This is a genomic window from Seohaeicola sp. 4SK31 (genome assembly GCF_028802875.1).
Taxonomy (GTDB): Bacteria; Pseudomonadota; Alphaproteobacteria; order Rhodobacterales; family Rhodobacteraceae; genus Seohaeicola.
The window spans coordinates 29,118-42,174 of record NZ_JARAMP010000028.1; the positions used below are offsets into that span (position 1 = coordinate 29,118).

A 13,057-nucleotide genomic window follows, 5' to 3' on the forward strand; every position below is an offset into this window, starting at 1 on the left:
GCCGTGCCCGCGCAACCGCAAAAACAATCTGAACAGAAGACAGCATGACCGATGAAGTCACATATGACACCGCCGCTCAGGCTGATGTGATCCTCGGGAAGCCTGATCCGATTTCCGAGACTGCGACAGGCACAGCTTTGCCGCAGGACGGGGCAGGTTGCCACGCAGGTGCCGCCACGATGGAGGCTGCTGCGCGTCAGGCCGGGCAGTCCGAGATTCTGGATCGCTACGCAGCGGATTATCCCAAGGGTCCGCATGACCAACCGCAGAGCATGTGCCCCGCGTTCGGCTCATTGCGTGTGGGTCTCAGGATGCGCCGTGTGGCGACGATCCTGTCGGGATCGGCCTGCTGCGTTTACGGTCTGACCTTCGTGTCGCATTTCTACGGCGCGCGGCGGTCTGTGGGTTATGTGCCCTTCAACTCGGAATCCCTCGTCACCGGCAAGCTGTTCGAAGATATCCGCGACGCGGTGCATGAACTGGCCGATCCCGATCAATTTGACGCGGTCGTTGTGACCAACCTTTGTGTGCCCACCGCCAGCGGCGTGCCGCTCCGTCTGCTGCCCGAAGAAATCAACGGCGTGCGGATTGTGGGGATTGATGTGCCGGGTTTCGGCATCCCCACCCATGCCGAGGCCAAGGACGTTCTGGCTGGCGCGATGCTGAATTACGCGCGCAAGGAGATCCAGGCCGGACCTGTGGCTGCTCCTGCTGGCGGTAAATCGGACCGTCCCACCGTGACCCTGTTGGGCGAGATGTTCCCGGCCGATCCGATGATGATCGGTGCAATGCTGGCCCCTATGGGTCTGGCTGTCGGGCCGGTTGTGCCCTGCCGCGAATGGCGCGAGCTTTATGCCGCCCTTGATTGCGGTGCTGTGGCTGCGATCCATCCCTTCTATACCGCTGCGATCCGCGAGTTTCAGGCGGCTGGCCGCCCCGTGGTCGGCTCTGCCCCCGTCGGACATGACGGCACTGCCGCGTGGCTGTCTGCGATTGGTGAGGCGTTCAATCTGCCTGCCGACAAGGTTGCTGCCGCCCAGAACATGTTCCTGCCCGCGATCAAGGCCGCTTTGGCTGGTGCGCCGATCAACGGCACCATCACACTCAGCGGGTATGAGGGGAGCGAGCTGCTTGTCGCCCGTCTGCTGATCGAAAGCGGCGCGAATGTGCCTTATGTCGGTACGGCTTGCCCTAAAACACCGTGGTCTGCCGCTGATGCCGAATGGCTGCGCGCGCGTGGGGTGACAGTGAAGTTCCGCGCGTCATTGGAAGATGATTGCGCCGCGATGGAGGCGATCCGCCCGGATCTGGCGATCGGGACGACCCCGGTCGTGCAGAAGGCCAAGGAACTGGCGATCCCCGGACTTTACTTCACCAACCTGATTTCCGCGCGTCCCCTGATGGGGCCGGCGGGGGCAGGGTCCTTGGCCGAGGTGGTGAATGCCGCCATCGCCGGCAAAGACCGGATGGAGCATATGAAGGAATTCTTCGAGGGCGTCGGCACGGGCGATACCGCCGGGATCTGGGAGGGCAGCCCCAACCTGCGCCCCGATTTCCGCGCCCTGCATCAGAAGAAACTCGACAAGGCGGCACGTGCGGCCAAAGCCGAGGAGATGATCTGATGGGGGGCGTGTTTTGCAAAAACGCGCCCAGTGCGCGAAAGCGGATCGCCAAAGCGATCTGCGTGCGCTCCTCGTTCGAGGAGTGCAAAAGATGCTGATCCAAGACCACGACCGCGCGGGCGGATATTGGGGTGCGGTCTATGCCTTCTGCGCCACCAAAGGGTTGCAGGTGGTGATCGACGGCCCGGTTGGCTGCGAAAACCTGCCTGTCACATCGGTGCTGCATTATACAGATGCGTTGCCGCCGCATGAGTTGCCTATCGTTGTTACTGGCCTGGGCGAGTCCGAAATGGGCTCGGGCACAGAGGATGCGATGAAACGCGCCTGGGGCACGCTTGATCCGGCTCTTCCCGCCGTGGTCGTGACAGGTTCGATTGCCGAGATGATCGGTGGTGGTGTCACACCGCAGGGCACGAATATTCAGCGGTTCCTGCCGCGCACAATTGATGAGGACCAATGGCAGAGCGCGGACCGCGCGATGACGTGGATCTTCACCGAGTTTGGCATGACCAAGGGCCGTATGCCGCCCGAGAAGAAGCGCGAAGAAGGAGCTGCCCCCCGCGTCAATATCCTTGGGCCTATGTATGGTGTGTTCAACATGCCCTCGGACTTGGCCGAGATCCGGCGCCTGGTCGAAGGGATCGGGGCCGAGGTCAATATGGTCATGCCGCTTGGCAGCCATGTCGCCGAGATGCGCAATCTGGTGAATGCGGATGTGAATATCTGCATGTATCGCGAGTTCGGGCGCGGCCTGTGCGAATGTCTGGGCAAGCCCTATCTGCAAGCGCCCATCGGTGTGGACAGCACCACGAAATTCCTGCGCAAGCTGGGCGAGATGCTGGGGCTGGACCCCGAGCCGTTCATCGCGCGCGAGAAGCATTCCACGATCAAGCCGGTCTGGGATCTGTGGCGCAGCGTGACGCAGGATTTTTTTGCCACAGCCAGTTTCGCGGTGGTGGCGAACGAGACTTATGCGCGTGGCATCCGCCATTTCCTTGAGGGCGATCTGGGCTTTCCTTGCGCCTTTGCAGTAGCGCGCGTTGCCGGGACCAAGACGAACAACGTCGAGGTCAAGGCGATGCTGCACCAGAAGCGCCCGCTGATCGTCTTGGGCAGCATCAACGAGAAGATGTATCTGGCGGAGATGAAGGGCGGGCACGGACCCAGCCCCGCTTTCATCCCGGCATCCTTCCCCGGTGCTGCGATCCGGCGTCATACCGGCACGCCAATGATGGGCTATGCCGGTGCGACATATCTGCTTCAGGAAGTGTGCAACGGGCTGTTTGATGCGCTGTTCCACATCCTGCCATTGGCCAGCACCATGGATGCGGCCGAGGCGACCCCCACGACCCTGCGCCGCGACTTCCCCTGGGATGCCGATGCGCAAGCCGCCCTTGATCGTATCGTGTCCCGCCATCCGGTGCTGACACGGATTTCGGCGGCCAAGACCCTGAGAGACGAGGCCGAGCGGGCCGCGTTGGCGCAAGGTGCCGAACGCGTGGTGCTCGAGACCGTTCAGGCACTCAATCCCGACCTTGCGCGCCCTGCGCGGGGTCCAGTGGTGAAAGGAGATCTGTCATGACAGATGCAACGTCCAATACCCCGATGACCCGCAGCCACAAACCGCCGCGGACCGAGTTCATGGTCTATTTTGGCGTGATCTTTCTGGCTACCCTGCCGCTTGCGACCCTGACTTGGGCGCTGGCGCTGATCAAGGGGGGACGCATCCCCGAAAAGGGCCCGATTGCCCGTGCCTGGAGCCAGGCTCGGATCATCACGCCCATGATTTTCTCGGCCTGATCCATGTGGATCGGTCTGCATATCCCGCCCACGCGCGGACCGGCAGACAGCCGAACACGAGATCTGTCCATCCGCAAGGGTGGTCAGAGCCCGGAGGGGCGCTTGCACCCCAAAGGACCCGGCCGCGGGGAGCGCGGCGTCACCATTACATTCCGGAGGAAAGTTAATGGCTGATAAATCCGACCTGTCCTTCACAGGTCTCACAGACGAGCAGGCGCAAGAATTGCACTCGGTCTACATGAGCGGGCTTTGGCTCTTCACAGCTGTCGCAGTTGTGGCTCACCTGGCCGTGTACATTTGGCGCCCCTGGCTCTGAGGAGAGATTGAACAATGGCTAAATTCTACAAGATCTGGCTCATCTTCGATCCGCGCCGCGTGTTTGTTGCACAAGGCGTCTTCCTCTTCCTGCTGGCAGCGATGATTCACCTCGTCCTGCTGAGCACGGAGCACTTCAACTGGTTCGAGCTGGCAGCCCAAAAAGCAGCGATGTGATCCGTTCTCCCCAAATGGGGACGGGTGACAACCAGTAGAGTGACATCAAGATAGCTGCGGGCACGTCAGGCGTGGCCTGCCCGCGGCAAACCGAAATCCATCGACGGCTTGCGGTCTGAACAGACGAGCCGCCAAACGCGGAGACAGAAGATGGCGTTGCTCAGCTTCGAGAGAAAGTATCGCGTCCGTGGTGGGACGCTGATCGGCGGCGATCTGTTCGATTTCTGGGTGGGCCCGTTCTACGTGGGCTTCTTTGGGGTCACGACAGCATTTTTCGCCTTGTTAGGCACCATTCTGATCTTCTGGGGAGCGTCCCAGCAAGGGACATTCAATCCTTGGTTGATCAACATAGCACCGCCCGACCTGGCTTATGGTCTGGGCATGGCTCCCCTCATGGAGGGGGGGCTCTGGCAGATCATCACATTCTGCGCAACCGGCGCCTTCATCAGCTGGGCCCTGCGCGAGGTCGAGATCTGCCGCAAACTCGGGATTGGCTATCATGTGCCCTTCGCCTTCAGTTTTGCCATCCTGGCCTATATGACACTGGTGATCTTCCGCCCGCTACTGATGGGCGCCTGGGGGCATGGTTTTCCCTATGGGATCTTCAGCCACCTCGATTGGGTCAGCAACACGGGCTACGCCTATCTGCACTTCCACTATAACCCGGCACATATGCTGGCCGTGACGTTGTTCTTCACGACGACCTTCGCGCTGGCCCTGCATGGTGCGCTGGTGCTGAGTGCGGCCAACCCCGAGAAGGGCGAGTTAGCGCAGGGGCCCGACAATGAAGATACGTTCTTCCGTGACTTCATCGGTTATTCGGTCGGCACCCTGGGCATCCACCGTGTGGGTTTCCTGCTGGCGATCAACGCGGTCTTCTTTTCGGCGGTCTGCATCATCATCTCCGGCCCGGTCTGGACCAAGGGCTGGCCCGAATGGTGGAACTGGTGGCTTGAGCTGCCGATCTGGCCCTCTCAGGTAGGAATGTAATCATGGCTGAATATCAGAACATATTCACGCAAGTACAGGTTCAGGGCCCGGTCGAATGGGGCATGGACAACGAAAACAACATGATGGAAGAGCGGATCGGCAAGCCTTTCTTCAGCCAGTTGGTTGGCTGGATCGGCAATGCGCAGATCGGTCCGGTCTACCTTGGCTGGACGGGCATGATCAGCCTTGCCACCGGCCTTCTGTGGTTCAACATCGTGGGTCTGAACATGCTGGCGCAGGTCGGCTGGTCGATCCCGGAATTTCTGCGGCAGCTGTTCTGGCTGGCGCTGGAGCCGCCGGGGCCGGAGCATGGCCTGTCGATGCCGCCGCTGAATGACGGGGGCTGGTATATCATCAGCTCGTTCTTCCTGCTGGTGTCGGTCATGACATGGTGGCTGCGCTCTTACTTGTTGGCGCAGCAGCACAAGATGGGCAAGCATGTGGCCTGGGCCTTTGCCTCGGCGATCTGGCTGTTCCTTGTGCTGGGCCTGATCCGTCCTGTCCTGATGGGCAGCTGGTCCGAGGCGGTGCCCTATGGCATCTTCCCGCACCTTGACTGGACCACCGCATTCTCGATCCGCTACGGGAACCTTTACTACAACCCGTTCCACTGTCTCTCGATCGTGTTCCTGTATGGTTCTGTCCTGCTGTTCGCGATGCATGGCGCAACGATCCTTGCCGTGACCCGCTTCGGTGGCGACCGCGAGTTGGAGCAGATCTACGACCGTGGCACGGCTTCAGAGCGGGCAGCCCTGTTCTGGCGCTGGACCATGGGTTTCAACGCCACGATGGAAGGTATCCATCGCTGGGCCTGGTGGTTTGCCGTGCTGACCCCGATTACGGGTGGCATCGGTATCCTTCTGACCGGCACCGTCGTGGATAACTGGTTCATCTGGGCACAAGAGCACAACTTCGCGCCCATGTATGACGGCTCCTATGGCTACGCTGACTACGGGTCTTACGAAGCCTTCATCGGACAGGAGGACTGATATGTTTCCGAAATGGTTTGATGACTGGAATCGCAAGAATCCAAAGGACATCTACGGCCCCGCGATACTTGTCGGGGCCGTGGGAGGCGCGGTTTTCGTGGCGGCATTCCTGGTGACATGGGGGCAACCCCTTGCCACGGACAGCATGCAGACCGGTCCTCGCGGCACCGGCATGTCGGTGCCAGAGTTCAAAGCCGATCTGGCGACGCCCGATCCTTCGATCGAGTTGATCCTGGCGAATGATCCGCTGATCCCGGAACCGGGTGAAGAACTGGCGGGTGACATCTATCAGAACGTGCAGGTTCTGGGCGGTCTGACGGATGCCAATTTCAACCGGCTGATGGCGGCGATGACGGAATGGGTCGCACCTGAGCAGGGCTGTGCCTATTGCCACGGAGATGGTGATCTGGAGACGTATGGCGAGGATAATCTGTATACCAAGATTGTCGCGCGCCGCATGATCGAGATGACCCAGAACATCAACGAGAACTGGGACGGTCACGTCAACGCCAACAAGCAGGTGGGTGTCACCTGCATGACCTGCCATCGGGGTCAGAACGTGCCCAGCAACATCTGGTTCAAGATCACGCCGGTCAACGAGTCCGTTGCCGGTTGGTCAGCCAACCAGAACCGTGCGACAAGTATCAGCCAGTCCACGTCCTTGCCGTCGGATGCGCTGGAAAAGTACCTGCTGGAATATGAAAGCATCAAGGTTCACGATCTGGAAAGCCGCGTGGACAACCAGCCCGGCGATCCGCTGATCCAGCAGACCGAGCGGACCTATTCGCTGATGAACTACTTCTCGAACTCGCTCGGGGTGAACTGCGTGTTCTGTCACAACAGCCGTGCGTTCTATGACCCCGGTCAGGTGACGCCGCAGTGGGGCACTGCCTCGCTTGGGATCGCCATGGTTCAGGAGTTGAACAACGACTACCTTGTGCCGCTGCAGGACCAATACCCTGAGCATCGCCTTGGTCCGATCTATGCCGACGCGCCGAAAGCCGCCTGCAAGACCTGCCATCAGGGCTATCAGCAGCCGCTGCAAGGCACCAACGTGATCGCGGACTGGCCCGAACTGGCCACGACCTCGGGCACGCCGGTCTACGAATAAGGATCGGGCGGACTCCCCTCCGCCCTGTCCTTAGCCATGTTCGGATCGCGTCGTTCGCGCCGCGTGATCCGGACACGGGGCTTCAACACCCCGGTTCCCTTCCTGTTGGCTACAGGACCTGGGCGCCACACCGGGGACACCTGGTGTGGCGCCTTTTCTTTATCGAGCGGGAGGCTCTGATGACACAGTCCCATGACTCTACCGACACTCCTCTTCTGGACCGCGTGGCAGGCCCTGCCGATCTGAAGCGGTTCTCTGATGACGAGTTGGCACGTCTGAGCCATGAGTTGCGATCCGAGGTGATCCGCTCGGTGGCGCAGACGGGCGGGCATCTTGGGTCATCTTTGGGTGTGGTCGAGTTGACTGTGGCCATCCATGCGGTGTTCAACACACCGATGGACAAGCTGGTCTGGGATGTCGGGCATCAGTGCTATCCGCACAAGATTCTGACCGGGCGGCGCCATCGTATGACAAGCCTGCGTCAGAAGGATGGGTTGAGCGGTTTCACCAAGCGCAGCGAGTCCGACTATGATCCTTTTGGCGCGGCACACAGTTCTACCTCGATCTCGGCAGCGCTGGGATTTGCGGTGGGACGCGACATGGGCCAGCCCACAGGTGACGCGATTGCCGTGATCGGCGACGGTTCCATCAGCGCGGGCATGGCCTATGAGGCGATGAACAACGCAGGTCATGAAAAGCGGCGGCTGTTCGTGATCCTGAACGACAACGAGATGTCGATTGCGCCGCCAGTGGGGGCGATGTCGTCCTATCTGTCGCGGCTCTATGCCAATGAACCGCTGGCCGCCCTTCGCCAGATGGCCGAAGGGTTCGAAGCGGCCTTGCCCCCCCCGATGCGCGAAGGCGCGAAACGTGCGCGGCAATTGGTGACCGGGCAATCCGCCAGCGGCACATTGTTCGAGGAACTGGGCTTCACCTATATCGGTCCGATCAACGGGCATGACATGGGCCAGCTTCTGCCGGTGTTGCGGGCCGCGCGGGCACGGGCCACGGGACCAGTGCTGATCCATTGCTGCACGGTCAAGGGAAAGGGCTATGCGCCGGCCGAGGCATCGCGGGACAAGTATCATGGTGTTGCCAAGTTCGACGTGCCCTCGGGCGCGCAGGTGAAGTCAAAGCCGAACGCACCCAGCTATACCTCGGTATTCGGTCAGGCCCTCTCTGACATAGCGGCGCGCGATCCCAAGGTTGTGGCGGTGACGGCGGCGATGCCTGATGGGACGGGCCTGGACATCATGGCGAAGCGCTTTCCCGCGCGGGTCTTTGATGTCGGCATTGCCGAACAACATGGCGTGACCTTTGCCGCCGGTATGGCGGCCAGCGGGTTGCGGCCGTTCTGCGCGATCTATTCGACCTTCCTGCAGCGCGGCTATGATCAGGTGGTGCATGACGTGGCTTTGCAGGGGCTGCCCGTGCGTTTTGCGATTGACCGGGCAGGTTTGGTCGGTGCCGACGGGGCGACCCATGCGGGTGCCTTCGATGTGGCTTATCTGTCCAACTTGCCGGGGTTTACGGTGATGGCTGCCGCAGATGAGGCGGAACTGGTGCATATGGTCGCGACTGCTGCCGTGCATGATGCCGGACCGATTGCCTTCCGATACCCGCGCGGGTCCGGCACGGGTGTTGTGTTACCCGAAGTGGGGCAGGTCTTGCAGATCGGCAAGGGGCGCGTGATCCGTGAAGGCAGCGATATCGCCATCCTCAGCCTTGGCGCACATCTGTCGGAATGCGAGGCGGCGGCGGATTTGCTGGCGGCTGAAGGCGTGTCGGTCACGCTGGCTGATGCCCGTTTTGCCAAGCCGCTTGATCTGGACCTGCTGATGCAGCTGGCCCGCAATCATGGCGCCCTGATCACCGTGGAGCAGGGTGCGCGTGGCGGGTTCGGGGCGATGGTTCTGCACGAACTTGCCGCAGCCGGTGTTTTCGACCGTGGCCTTGCGGTGCGGACCCTGACTCTGCCGGATCGTTTCATTGATCAGGCCAGCCCGGACGAGATGTATCTGGATGCCGGCCTGACGCGGCACGATATCGCGGCAAGCGCCATGCAGGCGCTGGGACGGGAGCGCAAGGTTCTGGGATTTCAGGGGGCGCCGCGCCGGGCGTGACAGGGACGGGGTCAGACCACCAGCACGGGCAGTTTCGACAGCCCCGTGACCTTGTGCGAGACGGACCCCAGCAGAAAAGTCTCGACCGAGCCCAGACCACGGGCGCCGATCACGATCAGATCGGCCTCATGTTCCTTGGCAAAGCTCACGATGGTGCGGGCCGGTTGACCGGCCCGTGTGAAGGCGCGCACGGACGGCAGACCCTCGGCAAGGACAATCTGCTTGGCGTATCCCGCCACTTCCTTGGCATGTTCCTTCATCGCTTCGTCGGGGTTGCTCTGTTTGGCCTTGGGACGCACCATCGACAGTGATGCTTCGATCATCGCGTGATGGCGGTAGACCGTCAGTATCTGCACCTCTGCACCGCAAAGCTTGGCAAGGTCGATACCTTGCCGCAGCGCCGTTTCCGCACCGCGCGAGCCGTCGAAGGGGACCAGGATCCGCTTGAACATCGTGCCACTTCCTTATTTCGCAAAAGCCAGGTCCCGCAGGAATAGCGCGATCTGCGGGAACATGATCAGGGCCGCAGAGACGCTGAGAAGGATCAGGATGAAAGGCGGCGTGCCCCGGATCACTTCCAGATACGGGCGTTTGAACACGGCGATGGCGGTGAAGATATCGCAGCCAAAAGGCGGCGTCGCCGATCCGATGGCAACCTGAAGCGTGATGATCGTGCCCACAAGCACCGGATCAAGGCCCACGGCATCAACCACAGGCGCAAAAATCGGCACCAGCACAAGGATCACGACGATAGGGTCCACAAACATGCACCCGATGAAAAAGGCGATCGAGATCACGATCAGCACGCCGATCTGTCCCATCTCGTCGATGCCGATACCCGACAGGATCGCCTGCGGGATCTGCGCGAAAGAGATGATCCATGAGAAAGCTGCGCCTGCCGCCACGAGGATGAAAACCACCGCCGTGATCAGGCCTGTCGATTTCGCGGTCTCATAGAGGTCGGCAAGGGACATCTCGCGGAACACAACCGTTTCAAGGATGATGGCGTAGAGCACGCAGACCGCCGCCGCTTCGGTCGGTGAAAAAATGCCCCCGTAGATGCCGCCGATGATGATTGCCGGAAAACCCAGTGGCCACAGCGCCGCTTGCAGCGAACGCATCCTTTCACCCCATGTGGCCCGCTCTTCGGTCGGCACGTTGTGCCGCACCGCATAGATCCACGAATAGATCGAGAACAGCACAAGGATCAGCAGACCCGGTCCGATCCCCGCGATGAACAATTCGGCAATCGAGGTGTTGGATACCACGCCATAGATGATCATCCCGATCGAGGGCGGGATCAGAAAGGCGATGTCCGACGCGTTCACGATCAAGGCAAGAATGAAGCTGTCCTTGTATCCGGCCTTGAGCATCCGTGGCCGCAATGGCGAGCCGATGGCGACCACGGTCGCTTGGGTCGAACCGGACACCGCGCCGAACATCGTGCAGGCGGATGCCGTTGCCACGGCAAGGCCGCCGCGCAGATGACCCACGAAGCTCATGACAAGGTCGATCAACCGTCCTGCCGATTGCCCGCGCGTCATGATATCGGCGGCAAAGATGAACATCGGGACCGCGATGAGCGAAGCCGGGCGAATGCCGGCCATCATCTGCTGGATCATCGTCTCCATCTGACCCAGCCCGCCGAACATGACGTAGAAACCCACGCCAGCCCCGGCAATCAGGGGGATCATCATGGGAAAACCCAGCAGAAGCAACACGACCATGATCGACAGCAATGTCCAACCCATGGCTCAGACCTCCTCTTCGCCGTTGTCATACCCCTCGAGCACCCCGGTCGAGAGGTAGATGTCCTTTTCGAGCAGGTTCTTGAGAGCGGTGAGCAGGTACTGTGCGCCCGTCATGAAAAAGCCCACCGGAACCCAGACCAGCGTCCACCAGACAGGGATCTGCAATGCGGGTAGCACGCGACCGCGTCCGGCCTGCGTCTGGATGTAGTGCAGTGCGTACCAGGCCAGTGCCAACATGATCACACCCGAGACAAGGCTGATCACCACCATCATCATCTTGCGCGGACGAGGGGGCAGGGCGTCGAACAAGGCCGACATCCGGATGTGGCGCCCGTGTCGCGCGGCATAGGAGATCCCCGCGAAAGTGATCATGATGATCAGAACGCGGTTGAGTTCCTCGGAGAAGAAGATCGAGTTCTGAAAGACGAAGCGTCCCAGTACATTGGCGATCGTGTTCGCGGCCAATAGAAGAACCCCTGTCGCCAGCAGGATGGCCTCGATCCGCGCAATGGTGTTGTCGATCCATCCCAAAGGGCCGGGCAGGGTGCTGACATAGGGGCCGAGCGGAGCGTCATCGGTTCCCGTTGTATCCGTCTGGCTTTGCAGCTGCGATTGTCGCGTGTCGCTCACGGGCGATCACTCCTGTCTAGGATGTCTGTTCCGGCGTCGGACAGGGCAGGACCCGGACAGGTGACGCCCCGGCCCGTCTGACCGGGACGCCCCTTTATTGTTGGTGCGGATCAGTCCGCAACGTTGGCCAGATCGGCCTTCATCTGCTCAAGAATCTCCTGACCGCTGTCGCCGGTCATGTCGATGAAGGCGGCCTCGACCGATGCCGCTGCTTCCTTGAACGGCGTCCGCTGATCTTCGGTCAGGCGGGTCACCGTCATCTCGGGCTTCGCCTCAAGGATCTTGTCCAGCGACGTTTCCGTCAGACCTTTCTGATACTCGAGGATATGCTCGAAGGCGACGTCGATCGCGTCCTGCACGATCTTCTGTTCCTCCTCGGGCAGTCCGTCGAAGAAGTCCTTGTTCGCCATCACAGCTGTCGTGAAATTGTTGTGGCCGGTAAAGGTGATGTGGTCCGTCACCTCATACATCTTGGTGGATTCCACGAAGAACATCGGATTCTCCTGACCCTGAATGATGTTCGTCTGAAGACCGCCATAGACTTCGCCCCAGGGCAGGGGGGTCGGCGTCGCGCCAAAGGCGCGGTAGCTTTCCACCAGCAGCGGGTTGGTCATCACACGCACCTTCACCTCGTTCAGATCGGCTGGGCTTGTCACCGGCTCTTTGGTGGTGATCACGACCTCGCCTTCGGGGAACATGGTCAGCAGTTCAAGACCCTGTTCCGCATAAAGCTCCGGGAACATCTCGTTGATTGCCTTGGAGGTGCGGAAGAAGTCGAACAGTTCTTGCTCGTCCTGTGGCAAAAGATAAGGCACGAAGAAAACCTGCGCTTCGGGGATCAGTGAGCCTGTGAAGCCGGGGCTCTGGTCCACGAACTGCAGGATGCCTGCCTGCGCCTGTTCCATGATGTCGGCGGATTCACCCAAGGTGCCATAGGGGAAAAGCTGGACCTCGTGATCTGAATTTGCCTCGATCTCTTCCTTGAACTTCTGGGCGAACACGCCTTGCACCTCGTCAAGGGCTTCCTCGAACGCATAGCGCCATGTATCGGCTTGGGCGGTCGTCATGCTGGCCGTGAGGGCCACCAGAGCCGCCGAACCTGTCAGAAAGCGTTTGAGTGTTGTCATGTCATCCTCTCTTTCGCTGTTGGCCCAGCCCACGCATCCCCGTGGTTGAGCGGCGACTGCAGAGTCATTCGGCAATCTAAGTAAAATACCCTGCAAGGCTACGGTAACCCGGAGGGTTTTGTCAAACAACTGCCAGAGAATTAGGCTAAAATCATGTTCTAAAGCGATTATTTCAGATGGTCAGGGGATGTAGTGGCTCAAAATATATTAGATCATCGTAATATATTTTCCGTCGGCAGTAAATCATCACAATTTCAGAAAATAACATAATCAAGATTATGCGTGTAATTAAGACTACAGGGTGGATTCACATCCGAAGTGCAAATTCTGTATCAAAACAGAATGTTGCATGGAGGATGTCGAATGGGACGCTGCTACCCTCACCTGAGTTTGGAAGAGCGCCGGAAGCTTGCCAAGTGGCG

13 protein-coding genes are annotated in these 13,057 nt (G+C 60.3%); 9 read left to right on the plus strand and 4 right to left on the minus strand.

Annotated features, from left to right (window positions below):
• Positions 1-44 precede the first annotated feature (44 nt).
• The 9 genes from bchY (at position 45) to dxs (ending at position 9,127) form a co-directional block, all read left to right on the plus strand.
• Positions 45-1,622 carry a chlorophyllide a reductase subunit Y gene (gene bchY, locus PVW27_RS18460; protein WP_274560261.1) on the plus strand — a complete coding sequence of 526 codons (1,578 nt, stop codon included), beginning with the start codon at positions 45-47 and terminating at the stop codon, positions 1,620-1,622.
• 91 nt (positions 1,623-1,713) lie between these two features.
• On the plus strand, positions 1,714-3,204 hold the full coding sequence (bchZ, locus tag PVW27_RS18465; RefSeq protein WP_274560262.1) for a chlorophyllide a reductase subunit Z: 1,491 nt from the start codon (positions 1,714-1,716) through the stop codon (positions 3,202-3,204).
• Positions 3,201-3,422, plus strand: a complete 222-nt coding sequence (gene pufQ / locus PVW27_RS18470; protein WP_274560264.1) for a cytochrome PufQ — start codon at positions 3,201-3,203, stop codon at positions 3,420-3,422. The genes bchZ and pufQ overlap by 4 nt, the downstream gene beginning before the upstream one ends.
• A 166-nt stretch (positions 3,423-3,588) precedes the next feature.
• Positions 3,589-3,738 carry a light-harvesting antenna LH1, beta subunit gene (gene pufB / locus PVW27_RS18475; RefSeq protein ID WP_230801777.1) on the plus strand — a complete coding sequence of 50 codons (150 nt, stop codon included), beginning with the start codon at positions 3,589-3,591 and terminating at the stop codon, positions 3,736-3,738.
• Positions 3,739-3,752: 14 nt separating this feature from the next.
• Complete coding sequence (gene pufA, locus PVW27_RS18480) at positions 3,753-3,914, plus strand: light-harvesting antenna LH1, alpha subunit (RefSeq protein WP_068289567.1); 162 nt, start codon at positions 3,753-3,755, stop codon at positions 3,912-3,914.
• Positions 3,915-4,064: 150 nt separating this feature from the next.
• On the plus strand, positions 4,065-4,904 hold the full coding sequence (pufL, locus tag PVW27_RS18485; RefSeq protein ID WP_274560270.1) for a photosynthetic reaction center subunit L: 840 nt from the start codon (positions 4,065-4,067) through the stop codon (positions 4,902-4,904).
• Between the two features lie 2 nt (positions 4,905-4,906).
• Entirely contained in the window at positions 4,907-5,893 is a 987-nt protein-coding gene (gene pufM, locus PVW27_RS18490) for a photosynthetic reaction center subunit M (protein ID WP_274560271.1), read from the plus strand.
• A 1-nt stretch (position 5,894) separates the two neighbouring features.
• Positions 5,895-7,004 carry a photosynthetic reaction center cytochrome PufC gene (pufC, locus tag PVW27_RS18495; protein WP_274560272.1) on the plus strand — a complete coding sequence of 370 codons (1,110 nt, stop codon included), beginning with the start codon at positions 5,895-5,897 and terminating at the stop codon, positions 7,002-7,004.
• Positions 7,005-7,183: 179 nt separating this feature from the next.
• Positions 7,184-9,127 carry a 1-deoxy-D-xylulose-5-phosphate synthase gene (gene dxs / locus PVW27_RS18500; RefSeq protein WP_274560273.1) on the plus strand — a complete coding sequence of 648 codons (1,944 nt, stop codon included), beginning with the start codon at positions 7,184-7,186 and terminating at the stop codon, positions 9,125-9,127.
• 11 nt (positions 9,128-9,138) lie between these two features.
• Here the strand turns inward: dxs and PVW27_RS18505 are convergent, their stop codons facing one another.
• The 4 genes from PVW27_RS18505 to PVW27_RS18520 form a co-directional block, all read right to left on the minus strand.
• Positions 9,139-9,579, minus strand: coding sequence for a universal stress protein (locus PVW27_RS18505; RefSeq protein ID WP_274560274.1), 441 nt, complete (start codon positions 9,577-9,579; stop codon positions 9,139-9,141).
• A gap of 12 nt (positions 9,580-9,591) precedes the next feature.
• Positions 9,592-10,878 carry a TRAP transporter large permease gene (locus PVW27_RS18510; RefSeq protein ID WP_274560275.1) on the minus strand — a complete coding sequence of 429 codons (1,287 nt, stop codon included), beginning with the start codon at positions 10,876-10,878 and terminating at the stop codon, positions 9,592-9,594.
• A 3-nt stretch (positions 10,879-10,881) separates the two neighbouring features.
• The gene (locus tag PVW27_RS18515; protein WP_274560281.1) at positions 10,882-11,484 is read right to left on the minus strand and encodes a TRAP transporter small permease; all 603 of its coding nucleotides are present in this window, start codon (positions 11,482-11,484) and stop codon (positions 10,882-10,884) included.
• A 134-nt stretch (positions 11,485-11,618) separates the two neighbouring features.
• A complete protein-coding gene (locus PVW27_RS18520) occupies positions 11,619-12,635 on the minus strand; it encodes a TRAP transporter substrate-binding protein DctP (RefSeq protein WP_432762100.1) in 1,017 nt (338 codons plus the stop codon).
• Positions 12,636-13,057: the final 422 nt, after the last annotated feature.